This is a genomic window from Pseudomonas sp. ICMP 561, from assembly GCF_002699985.1.
Classification (GTDB): Bacteria; Pseudomonadota; Gammaproteobacteria; order Pseudomonadales; family Pseudomonadaceae; genus Aquipseudomonas; species Aquipseudomonas quasicaspiana.
The window spans coordinates 141933-159582 of sequence record NZ_LKBT01000056.1 but is presented as its reverse complement, the minus strand read 5'-3'; the positions used below and the strand labels follow the sequence as shown (position 1 = coordinate 159582).

14 protein-coding genes are annotated in these 17650 nt (G+C 57.5%); 6 read left to right on the top strand and 8 right to left on the bottom strand.

The genetic code is table 11. The features are described from left to right. Positions 1 to 57 precede the first annotated feature (57 nt). Entirely contained in the window at positions 58 to 396 is a 339-nt protein-coding gene (locus AO242_RS24570; RefSeq protein WP_027900995.1) for a hypothetical protein, read from the top strand. Here AO242_RS24570 and AO242_RS24565 read toward each other — a convergent pair. The 3 genes from AO242_RS24565 to AO242_RS24555 all read right to left on the bottom strand — a co-directional run bounded on the left by AO242_RS24565 (position 393) and on the right by AO242_RS24555 (position 3049). Further along, positions 393 to 1607, bottom strand: coding sequence for an aminotransferase class V-fold PLP-dependent enzyme (locus tag AO242_RS24565; RefSeq protein WP_099270748.1), 1215 nt, complete (start codon positions 1605 to 1607; stop codon positions 393 to 395). The genes AO242_RS24570 and AO242_RS24565 overlap by 4 nt on opposite strands. Beyond that, entirely contained in the window at positions 1604 to 2074 is a 471-nt protein-coding gene (locus AO242_RS24560; protein WP_027900993.1) for a RidA family protein, read from the bottom strand. The genes AO242_RS24565 and AO242_RS24560 overlap by 4 nt, the downstream gene beginning before the upstream one ends. Before the next feature lie 90 nt (positions 2075 to 2164). After that, the gene (locus AO242_RS24555; RefSeq protein WP_099270747.1) at positions 2165 to 3049 is read right to left on the bottom strand and encodes a LysR substrate-binding domain-containing protein; all 885 of its coding nucleotides are present in this window, start codon (positions 3047 to 3049) and stop codon (positions 2165 to 2167) included. 220 nt (positions 3050 to 3269) lie between these two features. Here AO242_RS24555 and AO242_RS24550 point away from each other — a divergent pair, with 220 nt between their 5' ends. After that, a complete protein-coding gene (locus AO242_RS24550) occupies positions 3270 to 3431 on the top strand; it encodes a hypothetical protein (RefSeq protein WP_049827014.1) in 162 nt (53 codons plus the stop codon). A gap of 499 nt (positions 3432 to 3930) precedes the next feature. Here the strand turns inward: AO242_RS24550 and AO242_RS24540 are convergent, their stop codons facing one another. Together AO242_RS24540 and AO242_RS24535 are read right to left on the bottom strand one after the other, a co-directional pair. After that, positions 3931 to 4401, bottom strand: coding sequence for a MaoC family dehydratase (locus tag AO242_RS24540; protein WP_099270746.1), 471 nt, complete (start codon positions 4399 to 4401; stop codon positions 3931 to 3933). 41 nt (positions 4402 to 4442) lie between these two features. Continuing rightward, complete coding sequence (locus AO242_RS24535; protein ID WP_099270745.1) at positions 4443 to 5387, bottom strand: alpha/beta hydrolase; 945 nt, start codon at positions 5385 to 5387, stop codon at positions 4443 to 4445. A 220-nt stretch (positions 5388 to 5607) separates the two neighbouring features. Here AO242_RS24535 and fadD2 point away from each other — a divergent pair, with 220 nt between their 5' ends. Together fadD2 and fadD1 are read left to right on the top strand one after the other, a co-directional pair. Further along, the gene (fadD2, locus tag AO242_RS24530) at positions 5608 to 7296 is read left to right on the top strand and encodes a long-chain-fatty-acid--CoA ligase FadD2 (RefSeq protein WP_099270744.1); all 1689 of its coding nucleotides are present in this window, start codon (positions 5608 to 5610) and stop codon (positions 7294 to 7296) included. Positions 7297 to 7991: 695 nt separating this feature from the next. Then, positions 7992 to 9683, top strand: coding sequence for a long-chain-fatty-acid--CoA ligase FadD1 (gene fadD1 / locus AO242_RS24525; protein ID WP_099270743.1), 1692 nt, complete (start codon positions 7992 to 7994; stop codon positions 9681 to 9683). A gap of 226 nt (positions 9684 to 9909) precedes the next feature. Here fadD1 and AO242_RS24520 read toward each other — a convergent pair whose 3' ends face one another. Then, the gene (locus AO242_RS24520) at positions 9910 to 10191 is read right to left on the bottom strand and encodes a type II toxin-antitoxin system RelE family toxin (RefSeq protein ID WP_027900068.1); all 282 of its coding nucleotides are present in this window, start codon (positions 10189 to 10191) and stop codon (positions 9910 to 9912) included. Beyond that, positions 10181 to 10426: a type II toxin-antitoxin system Phd/YefM family antitoxin gene (locus tag AO242_RS24515; RefSeq protein WP_027900067.1), complete on the bottom strand. Its 246-nt coding sequence runs from the start codon at positions 10424 to 10426 to the stop codon at positions 10181 to 10183. Before AO242_RS24515 ends, AO242_RS24520 begins: the two co-directional genes overlap by 11 nt. A 174-nt stretch (positions 10427 to 10600) precedes the next feature. Here AO242_RS24515 and hrpA point away from each other — a divergent pair, with 174 nt between their 5' ends. Beyond that, positions 10601 to 14512, top strand: coding sequence for an ATP-dependent RNA helicase HrpA (hrpA, locus tag AO242_RS24510; RefSeq protein WP_099270742.1), 3912 nt, complete (start codon positions 10601 to 10603; stop codon positions 14510 to 14512). Positions 14513 to 15020: 508 nt separating this feature from the next. Beyond that, entirely contained in the window at positions 15021 to 16142 is a 1122-nt protein-coding gene (locus tag AO242_RS24505; protein ID WP_099270740.1) for a beta-ketoacyl-ACP synthase III, read from the top strand. Between the two features lie 217 nt (positions 16143 to 16359). Here the strand turns inward: AO242_RS24505 and AO242_RS24500 are convergent, their stop codons facing one another. Next, positions 16360 to 17634 (bottom strand): putative porin, encoded by a 1275-nt coding sequence (locus tag AO242_RS24500; protein WP_099270863.1) that lies wholly within the window; start codon positions 17632 to 17634, stop codon positions 16360 to 16362. Positions 17635 to 17650: the final 16 nt, after the last annotated feature.

Sequence of the window (17650 nt, the reverse complement as noted above, 5' to 3'; positions counted from 1 at the left end):
TTACGGGGTCAAGTCGGTAGACACTTGGCCGACATCCACTCAAAAGGAGAACTAATAATGTTGCAGCCGACGCTTCCCCTGAGTGTGGTACCCGTGACGTCGCAACTGGATCCGGCCCGGCAGGTACCTGACATTCCTCCTGTGGCGCCGGTGCAGGCCAGTTCTGGCGAAACCAATATCGACTTGCGTAACGAAGAAGAGCAGCGCAACGCATGGCTGTTGCGCGAAGAGCAGCAACGCCACGAAGAACAGCAGCGTCGCCGCGAAGAAGGTTACGACGAGCCTGAACATCTGGCCGTCCCCGGTGTTGCGCTGAATGCCGACAACACCGTTCCGGTTGTGCCACTGATTGATGATGAGCCGCGCCAGGGGCTTTGGGTCGACGTTCAGGTCTAGGCTGTTTTCTGCTGTCCGTTGCTCATTTCGCGCAATGCCGTGAGCAACGTCTCTATCTCGCTTTCAGTGTTCAAATGACTGACTGAAATCCGCGCGATGTTCACCAGCCCTCTGGCCTGCATGTCCAGCGGCGTATAAGCCACGCCATTGGCGCCGATGTTTATCCCGTTCATGGCTAATTCCTTTTTTATCTCCAGGGCGTCCCAGCCCTCCAGCGTGAATGAAACAAGCCCCGAGTGATCATGCGCTTCGCCAAGGTCCTGTAGCTTCAGTCCTGCGACTTCTGCCATGCGCTTCCTCAACAATGACGACAATTGCCGAATACGCTGGCGGACAGGCGCTACGCCCAATGCTTCCACTTCGCTCAGTGCGTTATTCAAACCGGCGATCAGCGTCAGCGACATTTCGCTGGTTTCAAAACGTCGAGCGTCGTTGCGCGGAGTAAAACTTTCGCCGTTTCGGGGCGCGGAAAGAACGTCAACGAATGGCGGCTGAAGTTGTTCGACGAAACCCTCGCGGATGTACAGCAAGGCCGTACCTCGAGGACCGCGCAGGAACTTGCGGCAGGCACCCTTGAGCACATCGCAGCCCAGCGCCTGCACATCAACGCTGATTTGTCCCAATGCCTGACCGGCATCGATGAAGTAAGGAATACCGTACCGTTTCGCTATTGTGCCGATGGCGGCAGCCGGGTTGATCAGGCCACCGTTGGCCGGTAGCCATGTCAGAGAAATCAAACGCACACGCTCATCGATCATCGCTTCCAGCGCGGACACCGACACCGCACCACTCTCATCGCACGGGATCACTTCCAGGCTGGCTCCGGCGGCGAAGGCCTGGGCCATGCAAGCCAGGTTGCCGCCCCATTCGTGACGCCCGACGAGAATGCGGTCTCCGCGACGCCATGCTCCCAGTGCGCTGAAAGCCATGCCCCACGCCGCAGAGCCGCTGCCCAGAAATGCAATGGAGGAGGACGCGCAGTTGATCAACCGCGCAGCGGTGTTGCGGGCGTTTTCCAGCAGCATCTCGCCCTGTGCCGCGGCTTCCATCGGACCCTGGCTGGCTTCGCGGTTCATGTGCTCGATCATTGCCGTCACGGTTGCCTGACTCGGCAGCGACGCCCCGGAATGATTGAAATGGATCACTTGCTGGCAGCCAGGCGTCGCGGCACGCAGCGTCTGGATGTGCGCTTCGGTCAACGTCTGACTCATGGTCTTAGCTCGAAGATGGCGTCCACTTCGACCGCTACACCGACCGGCAGGCTGGAAACCCCTACCGAGGTGCGGACGTGTTGACCGGCTTTGCCAAGCACACTGACCAGCAGATTCGAGGCGCCGTTGCCCACGGCGCCCTGTCGCGTGAAGTCGCTGGGGCATGCGACGAACACGCCCAGCCGCACAATTTGCACCAGCTTCGACAGATCGTCGCCGATCACTGAGTCCAGTTGGGCCAGCAAACCCAGGGCTGCCAGTTCCGCTGCGGCGATGCCTTGCTCTTCGCTCAGCGTGTCACCCACCCGGCCGATGAAAGCGGGCTGACCGTCAACCATGGGGATCTGTCCCGACACGTACAGCAGGTTCTGGCTGACCACTGTGCTGACGTAGTTGCCGGCCGGGCTGTCCGGAGTCGGAAGCTGCAGGTCAAGTTTTTCGAGTTGCTCGCGCAGGCTGTTGTTCATTGGGCGCTCTCCCTATAAAGATGGGCGCACAATGAAAGGCGGCGATCAGTCCGACAAACTGAAAGATTTCACCCTACGTATCGATATTGCTCAATCATTCTCGCGGCTCACTGCGATCAGCCAGTCGGCGAATCGTTGTGCGGCGCTATTCAGTGGCTCGTCGCCGGTTACCAGCCAGTAGCCGATCTCCCCTTCATATACGGCGTCGGTCAGCAACTGCACCAACGAGCCATCCAGCAAACGCCGCTTGATCAGTCGATCACGCCCCATGGCGATGCCCTGTCCGGAGACCGCTGCCTCAACCACGATGTTGTAGTCGTGCAGCATCAGACTCGACAGCTGGCTGATATCGATACGCACCTGTCTGGCCCAGTCCAGCCATTCGAACGGAATGGTCGCCTGAGCAGTAAGCAAAGGGCCTGGCGCCAGTCCAGGCTGTTTGACAACCTGTTGCGCTGCGAGCCAATCCGCTTTGTACTGTGGGCTGCACACCGGGAAAAGACGTTCGTTCATCAAGCGCGTTGCATTGACGTTGGGCCAGCCACCTTTGCCATAGCGGATCGCGAGCGCCACTTCGCCACCGGCCACATCGGCCAGGTCATAGGACGGCACCAGTTCGACGCGGATATCGGGATTGGCCGAGATGAAGCTGGACAAACGCGGTGCCAGCCACATCGTTGCAAACGAGGCGAGCAGGCCGATGCGCAATACGCTGGGCGCGGGCGCAGTATGGCGAATAATGCGCGTCGCTGCGGCAATGCCTTCCAGTGCCTGTCGAACCTGTAGCTGATAAGCGCGTCCTGCCTCGGTCAGTTCGATGGCGCGAGTGCGACGGATAAAAAGGCGGCACTCGAGAAACTCTTCCAGTTTGTGAACCTGATGACTTAAAGCGCTTTGCGTCACTGACAACTCGCGGGCTGCATTGATGAAACTCAGATGCCGCGCCACGGCCTCGAAGGCACGCAGCGTCAGCATCGGCGGCAGGTCGCCATGCAATGCCGGTAATGGCAAGGGGGCTGAATAGGTTGAGTGCACGAGTATTCGGTCCTTTGATAAGCAGCGCTGACCGGCAATTGTGCCGTCAAAAAAGGATTGGCGTGAACAAAGGTGGTTTTTCTTGTCGGATAGCCACTGGTCATAGCCACTGCGATTGCGCATTATTGGCCCACTTCCCAGTGTTCGAGAGTTGTTGTCCATGAGCGCAGATGAAAACCTGATCGACCTGGGCGCAGAGCGCGCCAAGCGGATACACGATCTGAAAGATAAACGCCTCAACGAAATGCGCGATGCATTCGAACAGGCGATGCCTTTGGCCAAGGGCAAGAAAAAATCGAAAAACAAGCCCAAGAAACGCTAGGCGCCTGTCCGCACCGAGTACATTTTGTGTAGGAGAGACTGCGTTGTCCATGGCACCGCCCTGTCTCGCAGCAAACACAGTCCTGTTGGAGCGAGGCTTGCCCGCGAAGCAGTCGATTCGGTAGGTCAGACACACCGCAATATCGTGCTTCGGGGCAAAGCCTCGCTCCAACAGTGATCCGCTGAACCCTCTAATATCTTTGACCCAATCAGATATCCATGCGCTCTAGAACAAAGCGTGCGGTGCTATTGATCTGGGTCAATTCCTGTCCGTGCGCATCTGGTTAATCTAGTCCTATTGAACAGGGACTATTCATCTGGAAGGACTCGAGCAGAGGCCTTCCAGTAAAAAGAGCACGCAAGGCATTTTGGGCGACTTCGGTCGCCCATTTTTTTGCTTTTTTGATTGGCTATGTCTGTAGGAGCTGCCGAAGGCTGCGAAAAAGGTGGGTCTGATACACCGCCTTCGCAGCCTTCGGCAGCTCCTACAATGGTCCGTATCAGCCGATGCTGATCGTTGGCAACGTCGTCAACGTCACGGTCTGCTGCTTGCGTGGCGCAAGAATTTCGGCTTCGCCGTCTACCACCAACTCATCACGCTGATTGAACACGCGGGTCGCGATGCGCACGCGGAATTTAGGCAGCTTTTCCAGAATCTCCAGACGCACAGTCAGGGTATCGCCCAGTTTGACCGGCTTCTGAAAGGTCATCTGCTGACCGAGATAGATCGTGCCCGGCCCAGGCAGCTCGCAGGCCACTGCAGCGCTGATCAATGCGCCGCTGAACATGCCGTGGGCGATGCGCTCTTTGAACATGGTCGAGGCCGCGTATTCAGCGTCGAGGTGGACCGGGTTGTGGTCGCCCGACATCGCGGCGAACAACTGGATATCACGTTCTTCGACAGTCTTGCTGTATGAGGCGGTCTGACCGACTTCGAGGGCTTCGTACGGCGTGTTGGTAACCTGGGTCATGAGTGATCCTGAAAATTGAATATTGATGTCAAACGCAGCGTTTATTCCGCCCGACGCGGTCTCGGCTGATGCATTGCCTGTTCCAGCCAGTCGATTAGATCACGGGTGACTTCATCACGATTGGTTTCGTTGAGCAGTTCATGCCGCGCCTGCGGGTAGATCTTCAGTTGTAACATCTGGTGGCCTGCCGCGACCAATGCGTCGGCAAGATCTTTCAGACGCTTGCCATCACTCACCGGATCACATTCGCCGCCAATTACCAGCAACGGCAAGCCCGGATCGATCTGCGCCAGATTCGACCGCTTGCTGATTTGCTGCAGGCCGCCAAGCATGTCCACCCAGAGTTGATTGGTGCAGCGGAAGCCGCACAATGGGTCGAGCGCATACTTGTCGACCTCATCAGGATCGCGGCTGAGCCAGTCAAAACAGGTACGTGCCGGTTTGAACGCGTTGTTGAATGAGCCAAACGAAAGCCATTCGATCAGTCGGCTACGGCCTGTGTTGCCCTGGCGAAAGCGCTCCAGACGGGCGATCACGCGAGCGCCGCGATACAGAGCGACTGGCTGGAAATTGGAGCCACTGAGGATCGCTCCCTGCAGGCCGGCGCCGTGGTGCTGTAAATAGGCTTGAGCGATGTAGCTGCCCATGCTGTGGCCCAGCAGGAAAACCGGTACATCAGGATGGCGCTGGCCAATGGCTTGAGCAACGCTGGCCAGATCACCGACTACTTTCGCCCAGCCCTGTTCGTCAGCGTAATGGCCGAGCATGCCTTGATCAGCGGTCTTGCCATGGCCGCGCTGGTCGTGGGCATACAGTGCATACCCGGCTTCGCCCAGTGCCATGCCCAGGCGCGCATATCTGCCGCTGTGTTCGGCCATGCCGTGAGACAGCATGACCACCGCTTTTGGCTCGACCTCAGGTAACCATACGTTGACGTACAGACGGCTTCGGTCGCTGGCGTCGAGCCAGAACGGCTGATGTTTCATGACAACTCCGGAAACGGTAGGAACGGCGTTAAAACGCTCTGTTTGTGGAGTGTAGAGTGACTGAAGAATTGCAGACCGGCCAGCTCTGTAATTCATGGTAATGATGTCGCGTCCTTCTCTGTTTGCCTTCCCTGTTTTAGCTGCTAACGTCCGCGAAGTCCCCGCGCCATCATCGTGGGCCAGACAGTCTCAGGTAATCTCAGGTAAGAGGATAAAAACAATGCAACCTGATTTCTGGAGCGACAAGCGACCGGCAGGCGTCCCGTCTGAAGTGGATTTGCAGGCGTACACGTCGGTTGTTGAGGTATTCGAACGCAGTTGTCGCAAGTTTGCCGACCGCCCGGCGTTCAGCAACATGGGGGTGACCCTGACTTATGCTGAACTGGATCGTCATTCCGCCGCCTTTGCGGCATGGCTGCAGCAGCACACTGACCTCAAACCCGGTGATCGCATCGCGGTACAGATGCCCAACTTGCTGCAATACCCGATTACCGTATTCGGTGCCTTGCGCGCCGGCCTGATCGTAGTCAACACCAACCCTTTGTACACCGCTCGGGAAATGCGCCATCAGTTCAAGGATTCCGGCGCCCGGGCGCTGGTTTATCTGAACATGTTCGGCAAGCTCGTCCAGGAAGTGCTGCCCGATACCGATATTCAGTACCTGATCGAAGTGAAGATGGGCGACATGCAGTCGACCGCCAAAGGCTGGCTGATCAACACCATCGTCGACAAGGTCAAGAAGCTGGTCCCGGCCTATCACTTGCCGCAGGCAACCCGTTTCAAAGCTGCACTGCATCAGGGGCAAGGCCATCGATTGAATCCAGTGGCCCTGCAACTCAGTGACATCGCGGTGCTGCAATACACCGGCGGCACCACCGGCCTGGCCAAAGGCGCGATGCTCAGCCATGGCAATCTCGTCGCCAACATGCAGCAGGTTTACGCCTGTATGTCGCAGCATGGCAGCGACGGGCAACCAGTGTTCCAGGAAGGCAAGGAGATCATGATCGCGCCGCTGCCGCTTTATCACATCTATGCATTCACAGCGAATTGCATGTGCATGATGGTCAGCGGCAATCACAACATTCTGATCACCAATCCCCGAGACATTGGCGGCTTCATCAAGGAGCTTGGCCAGTGGCGATTCACGGCGATGATCGGCCTCAACACGCTGTTCGTGGCCTTGATGAATCACCCGGACTTCAAGTCGCTGGATTTCTCCAGCCTGAAAAGCACCAACTCCGGCGGCACGGCGCTGGTCAAGGCCACGGCGGAGCGCTGGGAGCAGATGACCGGTTGCCGAATTGTCGAAGGCTATGGTTTGACCGAAACCTCGCCCGTGGCCAGCGCCAATCCTTATGGCGAGCATGCGCGTCTAGGTACGGTTGGCATTCCCGTGCCAGGCACGTTGATGAAGGTCATTGATGATGCGGGTAACGAGTTGCCGTCAGGCGAACGCGGCGAGCTGTGCATCAAAGGCCCGCAGGTGATGCTCGGTTACTGGCAACGTCCGGAAGCAACCGCCGAAGCGCTGGATGCTGATGGCTGGTTCAAGAGCGGTGATATCGCAGTGATCGAAGCCGATGGCTTTGTCAGCATCGTCGATCGCAAGAAGGACCTGATCATCGTGTCGGGTTTCAATGTCTACCCGAATGAAATTGAAGATGTGGTGATGGGGCATCCGGGCGTCGCCAACTGCGCCGTGATTGGTGTACCGGACGAGCGCTCGGGGGAGGCGGTGAAACTGTTTGTGGTGCCTCGCGAAGGCGGCGTCAGCGTTGAAGAACTGAAGCTGTTCTGCAAAGAAAACTTCACCGGCTACAAAGTACCCAAACAGATCGTGCTGCGCGAGTCCTTACCGATGACGCCGGTGGGCAAGATTCTCAGGAGGGAGTTGCGGGATCTCGCTTGAGCAATACGTAGATTGCTGGATTTTCCGTAGGACCGGCATTAGCTGGGAGGAGGCCACTAGGTCGATGCATTTTATCGGCTGAAAGGGTGCTCTCCCGGCTAAAGCCAGCCCCACATCATCAGTGATTCCTGTGGGAGCTGCCCCGGTGTCCCTGACACCACGCTGTCGCGCAGCAAACACGGGACCTGTAGGAGTGAGCTTGCTCGCGATTCGATCTGTTGGTCGATGAATATATTGCCTGTGCTGAAGCTATCGCGAGCAAGCTCACTCCTACAGAAAATGCATTCCAGATCAGGTAGTTATTTTCTTGTTTGATAGGAGCAGAGCTTGCTCGCGATAAGGCTGGACGGGATCTGAAGTGAATCGCGTCCAGCCTTATCGCGAGCAAGCTCTGCTCCCACAGAATGTATTTCAAAGTGGGATTTCTATCAGCAGCTCTAACCCGGCCATTCCAGCCAGATCCACAATAAATAGAATTAAAACTCTAAACGTGACTGCTATTAATTCTTGAGTCATTTAAGTGACTGAAGAGGCCTTCCTTGCCTCTAGGCGGCCATTTGCAAAGCTGCTACTCTCGGCCCGCTTTTGACCCGTCATTAAGCAACAAAGCGTGAACTGCACAATTCCAAAACACAAAAAAATCATCGCATTCAAGCGGTGTGAAGAATTCGCTGTCGCTGAGGAGCCCGGCTTCCATGATTGAAAACTTCTGGAAGGACAAGTATCCGTCTGGCATACCTGCCGAGATCAATCCTGACGAATACCCCAACGTCCAGGCCGTATTGAAGCAGTCTTGCGAGCGTTTCGCCAGCAAGCCGGCGTTCACCAATCTGGGCCAGACCCTCACCTATGGTGAGCTGTATGAAAAGTCGGGCGCTTTTGCCGCCTGGATTCAGCACCATACCGATTTGCAACCCGGTGATCGTATCGCCGTGCAGTTGCCCAACGTCCTGCAATACCCCATCACCGTATTCGGTGCCTTGCGCGCCGGTCTGATCGTGGTCAATACCAACCCGCTGTATACCGCGCGGGAAATGGAACACCAGTTCAAGGATTCCGGTGCCAAGGCCCTGGTGTGCCTGGCGAACATGGCGCATCTGGCTGAAAAGGTCGTGCCCAAGACCGGCGTCAAGCATGTGATTGTCACCGAAGTGGCGGACATGCTGCCGACGCTCAAGCGCCTGCTGATCAACAGCGTTATCAAGTACGTGAAGAAGATGGTTCCGGCTTATCACCTGCCGGCGGCAGTCAAATTCAATGAAGTGCTTAAAAAAGGCCGTGGCCTTTCGTTCACCGAGGCCGTACCGGCCAGCAATGACGTTGCGGTGCTGCAATACACCGGCGGCACCACCGGCGTGGCCAAAGGCGCGATGCTTACCCACCGCAACCTGATCGCCAACATGTTGCAGTGCAAGGCCTTGATGAGCTCGAACATGAATGAAGGCAGCGAAGTGGTGATCACGCCGCTGCCGCTTTATCACATCTATGCCTTCACCTTTCACTGCATGTCGATGATGTTGATCGGCAACCACAACATCCTGATCAGCAACCCGCGTGACCTGCCCGCCATGGTCAAGGAGCTTTCCAAGTGGAAGTTCACTGGGTTTGTCGGCCTCAATACGTTGTTCGTGGCGCTGTGCAATAGCCCCGAGTTCCGCAATCTGGATTTTTCGGGCCTTAAAGTGACGCTGTCCGGCGGCATGGCCTTGCAACTGGCCGCCGCGGAACGCTGGAAAGAAGTGACTGGCTGCGCCATTTGCGAAGGCTACGGCATGACCGAAACCAGCCCGGTAGCCAGTTGCAACCCTAACCAGAATATTCAGGTTGGCACCATCGGCATTCCGGCGCCTTCGACGTTGTGCAAAGTCATCGACGACGCAGGCAACGATTTGCCGCTGGGTGAAGTTGGCGAGCTGTGCATCAAAGGCCCACAGGTGATGAAAGGCTATTGGGAGCGTCAGGACGCGACCGATGAAATGATCGACGCGGATGGCTGGCTCAAGACCGGCGATATCGCAATAATCCAGCCCGACGGCTACATGCGGATTGTCGATCGCAAGAAAGACATGATCCTGATCTCCGGCTTCAACGTTTACCCTAATGAGCTCGAAGACGTGCTGGCGACCTTGCCGGGCGTGGTGCAGTGTGCGGCCATTGGCGTTCCAGACGATAAATCCGGCGAAGCGATCAAGGTGTTCGTGGTGGTCAAACCGGGCATGACCCTGACCAAGGATCAAGTCATGGAACACATGCGTGCCAACCTGACCGGCTACAAAGTCCCGCGTAGCGTCGAATTCCGCGACTCACTGCCTACTACAAACGTCGGCAAGATCCTGCGGCGTGAGTTGCGCGATGAGGAACTGAAGAAGTTGGGGTTGAAGAAGTAAAAGTTCTTCTGCCAGGCTTCGCTCCTACAGGTGATCAAAAAACCTGTGGGAGCGAGGCTTGCCCGCGATAAGGCTGGACGCGACAGACCTGATATATGCGGTGTTCTTATCGCGGGCAAGCCCGGCTCCCACAGGTTTTGTGATCGTCTGTTGGAGCTGTGCTTCTCCGCGAACGCATTATCGTTCTAGGTTCGAATGCGGCCCAGTAGAGTCTCACGCAAGAACCTCATCGGTTCCCGGCTGCGGCGTACACATCGCCACGCTCCCGCTTACCAACCGCGACCACAGTAACGACCACTCGGTCATCTTCGACCCGATACACCAGTCGATAACCTGCGCTGCGCAGTTTGATCTTGTAGTGGTCCGGCATGCCATGCAAAGCATCACCCGGAACTCTTGGCAGGCTGAGTCGCTCTTGAAGCTTCTTCTTCAACTGGTCACGAATTGTATGGCCCAGCTTTTCCCACTCTTTCAATGCTGATGGCAGAAACTCAAGCTTAAAGGTCATCAATGTCTACCGGCACGGGCTTTTCATGCTGGCGCGACTTGATAAGGTCGGCGAGATCGAGATCGTCAAGACGCTCCATCATGGCCTCGAAGACCTCTGCGGGGACCATATAGCCCATCACCTTGTTATGGTTAAGAACTGCGACTGGCAATCCATGGGCACCACTCAATACCGCTGAGGGATTTTTCTTCAATTCGGATACGCTGACGGCGATGTCGGCCAAGATACTTTGCATTATTTGGTGCTCCATTTTGGGCGATATTTTGGTCTTTTTAATGGGCTTTCGCAACCATCCAAGTGGGCCATTGCTTATTATGAATTTCGCGTCGGATATGGGAGGTCGTCACAAGTAACCTCAATCTGCGACAATCCCCGCCTTTGCACCTTTCAAAAAGACCCTGCGCACCTGATGACCGATCAAACGCCCTCGATTGACCAACTCCTGAAGAACCTCGACCACGCGATGATCAGCGATCGTCATCGCTTGCGCCGCCAGTTGCATGAGCTGCGCAAGAAGCCTGATGAGGCGAAGCTGGCGCAGTGGGTGGCGAAGGTGCAGGCGTCGTGTGCTCAGGTCACTGCGCGGCGTGATAGCGTGCCGCTGATTCGTTACGACGACAGCCTGCCGATCGCTGCCAAGCGTGACGAAATCAAAGAGGCGCTGCTCAAGCACCAGGTGCTGATCATTGCGGGTGAAACCGGGTCGGGTAAAACCACCCAGTTGCCGAAGATCTGTCTGGAAATCGGTCGCGGGCAACACGGTCTGATTGGTCACACCCAGCCACGTCGAATCGCAGCGCGCAGCGTCGGCAGTCGCGTGGCAGAAGAGCTGGGAACGCCATTGGGCGCGCTGGTCGGTTATCAGGTGCGCTTCGAAGATCAGAGCGACAGCAGCACCCTGATCAAGCTGATGACCGACGGTATCCTGCTGGCGGAAACCCAGCACGACCGCTTTCTTGAGCGCTACGACACGATCATCGTCGACGAAGCCCACGAGCGCAGCCTCAACATTGACTTCCTGCTGGGTTACCTGAAAACCCTGCTGCCACGTCGCCCGGACCTGAAAGTCATCATCACGTCGGCGACCATCGACTTGCAGCGGTTTTCCGAGCACTTCAATGACGCACCTATCGTCGAGGTTTCCGGTCGGACGTTCCCGGTGGAAACCTGGTATCGCCCGCTGACCTCCCAGCAGGACGAAGAGGGCAGCAGCGTCGAAGATGACCTGACGGTTGATCAGGCGATTCTCGCGACGCTGGACGAGCTGGCCGCTTTCGAACGCAGTGAACGCAAGAGCCCTGGCGATGTGCTGGTGTTCCTGCCCGGCGAGCGTGAAATCCGTGACGCTGCAGAAATGCTGCGTAAGGCGCAGCTCAAACATACGGAAATCCTGCCGCTGTATGCGCGCCTGTCGCCTGCCGAGCAGCAGCGGATTTTCCAGTCGCATCCGGGACGGCGTGTGGTACTGGCAACCAACGTTGCTGAAACTTCGTTGACCGTTCCGGGCATCCGTTACGTGATCGACACCGGGACCGCGCGCATCAGCCGCTACAGCTATCGCGCCAAGGTACAGCGCTTGCCCATTGAGGCCGTTTCCCAAGCCAGTGCCAACCAGCGTAAAGGCCGTTGCGGCCGGGTTGAGCCGGGCCTGTGTGTGCGGCTGTACAGCGAAGAAGACTTCAACGGGCGGCCGGAGTTTACCGATCCGGAAATCCTGCGCACCAACCTCGCCGCAGTGATCCTGCAGATGCTGCATCTGCGCCTGGGCGAGATCACGGACTTCCCGTTCATTGAGCCACCAGATGGCAAAGCCATCAGCGACGGTTTCAACCTCTTGCAGGAACTGTCGGCGGTTAACCGCGAAAATCAGCTGACACCGCTGGGCCGCCAGTTGGCACGCTTGCCGGTGGACCCGCGCATGGGGCGCATGTTGCTGGAAGCGGCGAAGCAGGGCAGTTTGCAGGAAGTCCTGATCGTCGCCAGCGCCATGTCCGTGCAGGATGTGCGCGAGCGTCCGCCGGAGCGTCAGCAAGCGGCGGATCAGGCGCACGCACAATGGAAGGACGCCGATTCGGACTTCGCCGGACTGGTCAATCTGTGGCGTGGTTTCGAAGAGCAGCGTCAGGCCCTGACCGCCAGCCCGCTGCGCAACTGGTGCCGTCGTAACTTCCTCAACTACCTGCGGCTGCGGGAGTGGCGTGACTCCCACCGGCAGTTGGGTTTGATCTGTCGAGACCTGCAACTGACGGTCAACAAAGAGCCCGCCGACTACCCGAAATTCCACAAAGCGATTCTCTCCGGTCTGCTCAGCCAAATCGGGCAGAAAGCCGACGAAGGCGATTACCTCGGCGCACGGCAACGGCGCTTCTGGATTCACCCGTCGTCAGGGTTGGGCAAGAAGCGGCCGCAATGGTTGATGACCGCTGAGCTGGTGGAAACCACCAAACTGTATGCGCGCATGGTCGCCAAGATCGATTCAGACTGGATCGAGCCGCTGGCCGGGCATTTGATCAAGAAGAACCACTTCGAGCCGCATTGGGAAAAGAAGCGCGGCCAGGTCGTGGCGTTCGAACAGATCACCTTGTTTGGCCTGATCGTGGTCGGCCGTCGTCCGGTGCACTACGGGCCGATTGATCCGGTGGTCTCCCGAGAACTGTTCATCCGCGAAGGGTTGGTGCGTGGCGAGATCAACTCTCGCGCCAAGTGCCTGAGCGCCAATACCCGATTGCTGGAAACCCTCGACGAACTGGAAGCCAAGGCGCGTCGCCGCGACATTCTCGCCGACGAAGACACGCTTTACGGCTTTTACGAGGCACGAATTCCCGCCGAGATTCATCAGGCTGCGACCTTCGATCACTGGTACAAAACCGAGAGTCAGAAGAACCCGCAACTGTTGATCATGCGCGAAGAAGACGTGTTGGCCCGCGAGGCCAATGAAGTCACCGCAGCGTATTACCCGGATACCCTAAAGCTGGGCGATCTGACCCTGCCGCTGACTTATCACTTCGAACCCAATCATCCTCGCGATGGCGTGACCTTACGCGTACCTGCGCCGTTGTTGCTGTCGTTGCCCGCCGAGCGGCTGGAATGGTTGGTGCCGGGCTTGCTGGAAACCAAGTGCATCGCGCTGGTCCGCAACCTGCCCAAGGCAATTCGCAAGAACTTCGTGCCGGTCCCGGACTTTATCAAGGCAGCGTTGCAGCGCATTACGTTTGGCGAAGGTTCGTTGCCCCAGGCGCTGGGCCGCGAATTGCTGCGCATGACCGGTGCGCGAGTCAGTGACGAAGCCTGGGCTGAAGCCGCGCAGCAGCTTGAAAGTCATCTGAAAATGAATCTGGAAATTGTCGACGGCAACGGCAAATTCCTCGGCGAAGGCCGCGAGCTGGACGAATTGACGGCACGCTTTGCCGAAGCCAGTCAGGCTGCCCTGGCGGTTCCGCAGTCAGCGAAAGGTCAGCAGCCCGTGGAGGCGAAAGTCTTCGCGCCGGTGGCGGAAAAAACCCAGCAGAACATCGCCGGGCTTTCCATGACGGTTTACCCTGCGCTGGTCGAAGAATCAGGTACGGTCAAGGAGGGGCGCTTCTCGACTTCCGCCGAAGCTGAATACCAGCATCGCCGTGCCCTGCAACGTTTGCTGTTGCAGCAATTGGCTGAACCGGCCAAGTTCCTGCGCAGTAAACTGCCGGGCCAGACCGAACTGGCATTGCTGTATCGCGAGTTGGGGCGCATCGACGCGCTGGTCGAAGACATTCTGCTGGCCAGCCTCGACAGCTGTGTGCTGGAGGGCGAGGAGAGCTTGCCCCGTGACGGTGCCGGGCTGCTGGCATTGGCCGAACGCAAGCGTGGCGCATGGACAGAACACGCCGAACGTCTGGCGAAGCTGACACTGGATATCCTCAAGCTCTGGCACGGCCTGCAAAAGCGCTTCAAGGGCAAGATCAATCTGGCCGAGGCGGTCGCGCTCAACGACATCAAGTCGCAGCTGGGGCAGTTGGTCTATCCGGGCTTCGTCCGCGAAACTCCGGCGCAATGGCTCAAAGAGTTACCGCGTTACCTGAAAGCCATCGAAATGCGTTTGGAGAAACTCCCAAGCCAGGTGCAGAAGGACCGGGTCTGGAGCATCGAACTGGCCGGGCTTTGGGCTCAATACCAGGCCCGCGCCAGCAAACACGCTCAGGAGGGCAAGCGGGATCTGGAGCTGACCGCCTATCGCTGGTGGCTGGAGGAATACCGCGTGTCGCTGTTCGCCCAGCAACTGGGGACCAGAATGCCGGTGTCCGACAAGCGCTTGAGCAAGCAATGGAGCCAAGTGGAGGGGTAGGCCGTTCAAACGGATATCTGTGAGTGAGTTTGCTCGCGATGAACGATGACACGGTAATGGCTGACAAACCGAGTCGTCTGCATCGCGGGCAAGCCTCGCTCCCACAGGCTTACAGGCGAACATAGAATCTCACACAGGTTTGATACAGCACCCAGTGCGTGGGTCATGCGCAAAACGTGTGGGAGCGAGGCTTGCCCGCGATACATGAGACGCGGCTGGAAGACACACCGCGTTATCCTTTATCGTCCGGATGCGGCTCGGCCCAGGCACCGCTCAGATATACGTACTCACCTGATCGCACGAGCACCTACAGGTCTTCTGTTCAAACTCCCCAATATAGGGGCCGATATGGCACACTTCGGCCCTTGAACCCCTGAGCGTTGCCAAAGCTTGTCCGCACCAAGGGTGTTTTACCGTTTTGCATTGGTACGTCGGTCCCAAAAAAGTGGGGCCGCCGCGATGCCCGAGCAGGTCGTTACCTGCATTGATCAATAAGAGAGGAACGACCGTGCACAACGTCGTCATCAGCGGCACAGGCCTGTACACCCCGGCCAACAGCATTTCCAATGAAGAGCTGGTGCAGTCTTTCAATACCTACGTTGCTCAATTCAACAGCGAGAACGCTGCCGCCATCGAGCGTGGCGAAGTCCAGGCGCTGACTGAATCCAATGCCGCCTTTATCGAAAAAGCCTCGGGCATCAAAAGCCGTTTTGTCATGGACAGGGACGGTATTCTTGATCCGCACCGCATGAAGCCGCGCTTGCCCGAGCGCTCCAATGATGAATGGTCGATCCTCTGCCAGATGGGTGTCGCTGCTGCTGAGCAAGCCTTGCAACGTGCAGGCAAGACCGCTGCCGATGTCGATGGCGTCATCGTCGCCTGCTCGAACCTGCAACGCGCCTACCCGGCGATTTCCATCGAAATTCAGGCAGCATTGGGTGTTCAGGGTTTCGGCTTTGACATGAACGTCGCCTGTTCATCGGCAACCTTCGGAATTCAGGCAGCAAGCAACAGCGTGCAATTGGGCCAGGCCCGCGCAGTATTGGTCGTCAGCCCGGAAATCTGCACTGCACACCTGAATTTCCGTGACCGCGACAGCCACTTCATCTTCGGTGATGCCGCCACGGCTGTGCTGGTTGAGCGTGCCGATCTGGCCACGTCGGCGCATCAGTTCGATATTCTCGGCACCAAGTTGCTGACCAGCTTTTCCAACAACATCCGTAACAACTTCGGTTTTCTCAACCGCACAGCAGAAGAGGGCGAAGGCGCGCCCGACAAATTGTTCGTCCAGGAAGGCCGCAAGGTGTTTCGCGAAGTTTGTCCGATGGTCGCCGAACTCGTGGGTACGCACCTGCATGAAAATAGCCTGAACGTCAGCGATGTGCAGCGCTTTTGGCTGCATCAGGCCAACCTCAGCATGAACCATTTGATCGTCAAAAAGCTCTTGGGCCGCGACGCCTCGGTCGAAGAAGCACCGGTGATTCTCGACACGTATGCGAACACCAGTTCGGCGGGGTCCGTGATCGCGTTTCACACCTATCAGGATGACCTGCCAAGCGGCGCGCTGGGCGTGCTGAGTTCGTTTGGCGCAGGTTATTCGATTGGCAGCGTGATTCTGCGCAAGCGTTGAGGGCGGCGGGCTTCCAGAGGCGACGATGTTGGGGCGTCAGATGAAAAGCCGCCACAGCCTTCGGAACTCCGACGAAGTGGTATCGAAAAAAAAGCCCGACCTTGCCCTGGCGAACGGATGATGGGGATCGCCAGGGCAACGTCGAGCTGTAAGGTCTTTGCGACGTCAAGCGACGGGAGCTGTGCCGCTTGAAGCCTGAAACGTGTCGCGGTGCTCTTTAGAACTTCGCTTCCAGATCCAGCTGCAGGGTTTTTGCATCTGCGTCGGTGCGCCCGGCGTTAGGGATGTGGTCAGCATCGGCCAACAGGTAAGTGGCACCAATCGTGAAGTTCTTGTCGATTTCGTAACCAACTTTCAACTTGTGACCGCGTGAGCCGGTGAAGCCGTTGGCGAAGTCCGAGTCGGTGAACGCGCCGACCACGCCATTGCGTTGTACATCGCGGTAGTTGTAGTCCAGACCGAAACCGAACACCTTGGTTTTCACACCCGCCAGCCAGGCCGTGTCATTGCCGTCAGAGGCTTTGTCGTTGACGACGTATTGACCATACACACCCAGTGGTACAGCCAGGCCGCTGATATCTATCTGACCGAAACCTTCGTATAACTGGAACTCAGTCGGTGTATTACCGTTGACTGCAAGACCGGCTGCGCCCTCATCGTCATCGTTGTCGAAACCGTAGACGCTACCGCCCAAGGTAACTTTCAGGTTGTCTGTCGGCGCGAACCTGGCACCCAACTGACCGGCATACATGCGTAGGTCATGACGGAATTGCGTGCCTTCACCGTCGATATTGTTGTTGAGGGTGTAATGACCCGCGCTGCCGAACAACTCGGTTTTGCCGCCCAGTGGCAAGCTGTAGGTCGCTGCCAGGCCTTCAGGGTTGAGGTCGCTGTCCCAGATGATATCGCCCATGCTGACCCACGGCTGGTTCATCTTGCCGCCGATGATGTGCAGGTTCTTGATGGCTGTCGGGGCGTAGTCGATGTAGCCCAGGTCCAGCCACAGGTTTTTCTTGGCGAACTTGTTATCCAGATCCGCGTTGGTAGAGCGACCATCACCGCTGGTGCCGCCGGTGGCGATGCGAATACCCGTGTTCACTTGCGGGTTGATTTCGGTATAGGCACCCAGTCTTGCCCGGATACGCTGGCGGCTCTGGTCCTGACTGTTGCTCTGCCCTTCGACGTTGACGAATTCCTGGCGAACACGCACATCACCCTTGAACTGAGTCTTGGTCGCCCAGGCGACTTTTTTCTCGAACTCGGCCTGGGAGGCTGTCTTGGTGTTCTGCACATCTGCGAGTGCTTGTTTCTGTGCTGCCTGGTCTTTGGCCAGTTCGGTCTGCAGTTCAGCGTACTGGGCTGCGTTGATAGAGCCGTTAGCCTTCAGCATGTCCAGCAATTTAGCGTCGACTGCGGCATTGGCAGGAATAGCCATTGCCAATACCAGGCCACCACACAGGGCCGAAGCAGTACGTGTAGAAACAAGACGCATGTTGATCTCCATAACG

Bases quoted from the DNA above. Each gene is read 5' to 3' on its own strand.
- AO242_RS24570 (WP_027900995.1), top strand. From the start codon at position 58: ATGTTGCAGCCGACGCTTCCCCTGAGTGTGGTACCCGTGACGTCGCAA.
- AO242_RS24565 (WP_099270748.1), bottom strand. From the start codon at position 1,607: ATGAGTCAGACGTTGACCGAAGCGCACATCCAGACGCTGCGTGCCGCG.
- AO242_RS24560 (WP_027900993.1), bottom strand. From the start codon at position 2,074: ATGAACAACAGCCTGCGCGAGCAACTCGAAAAACTTGACCTGCAGCTT.
- AO242_RS24555 (WP_099270747.1), bottom strand. From the start codon at position 3,049: ATGCTGACGCTGCGTGCCTTCGAGGCCGTGGCGCGGCATCTGAGTTTC.
- AO242_RS24550 (WP_049827014.1), top strand. From the start codon at position 3,270: ATGAGCGCAGATGAAAACCTGATCGACCTGGGCGCAGAGCGCGCCAAG.
- AO242_RS24540 (WP_099270746.1), bottom strand. From the start codon at position 4,401: ATGACCCAGGTTACCAACACGCCGTACGAAGCCCTCGAAGTCGGTCAG.
- AO242_RS24535 (WP_099270745.1), bottom strand. From the start codon at position 5,387: ATGAAACATCAGCCGTTCTGGCTCGACGCCAGCGACCGAAGCCGTCTG.
- fadD2 (WP_099270744.1), top strand. From the start codon at position 5,608: ATGCAACCTGATTTCTGGAGCGACAAGCGACCGGCAGGCGTCCCGTCT.
- fadD1 (WP_099270743.1), top strand. From the start codon at position 7,992: ATGATTGAAAACTTCTGGAAGGACAAGTATCCGTCTGGCATACCTGCC.
- AO242_RS24520 (WP_027900068.1), bottom strand. From the start codon at position 10,191: ATGACCTTTAAGCTTGAGTTTCTGCCATCAGCATTGAAAGAGTGGGAA.
- AO242_RS24515 (WP_027900067.1), bottom strand. From the start codon at position 10,426: ATGCAAAGTATCTTGGCCGACATCGCCGTCAGCGTATCCGAATTGAAG.
- hrpA (WP_099270742.1), top strand. From the start codon at position 10,601: ATGACCGATCAAACGCCCTCGATTGACCAACTCCTGAAGAACCTCGAC.
- AO242_RS24500 (WP_099270863.1), bottom strand. From the start codon at position 17,634: ATGCGTCTTGTTTCTACACGTACTGCTTCGGCCCTGTGTGGTGGCCTG.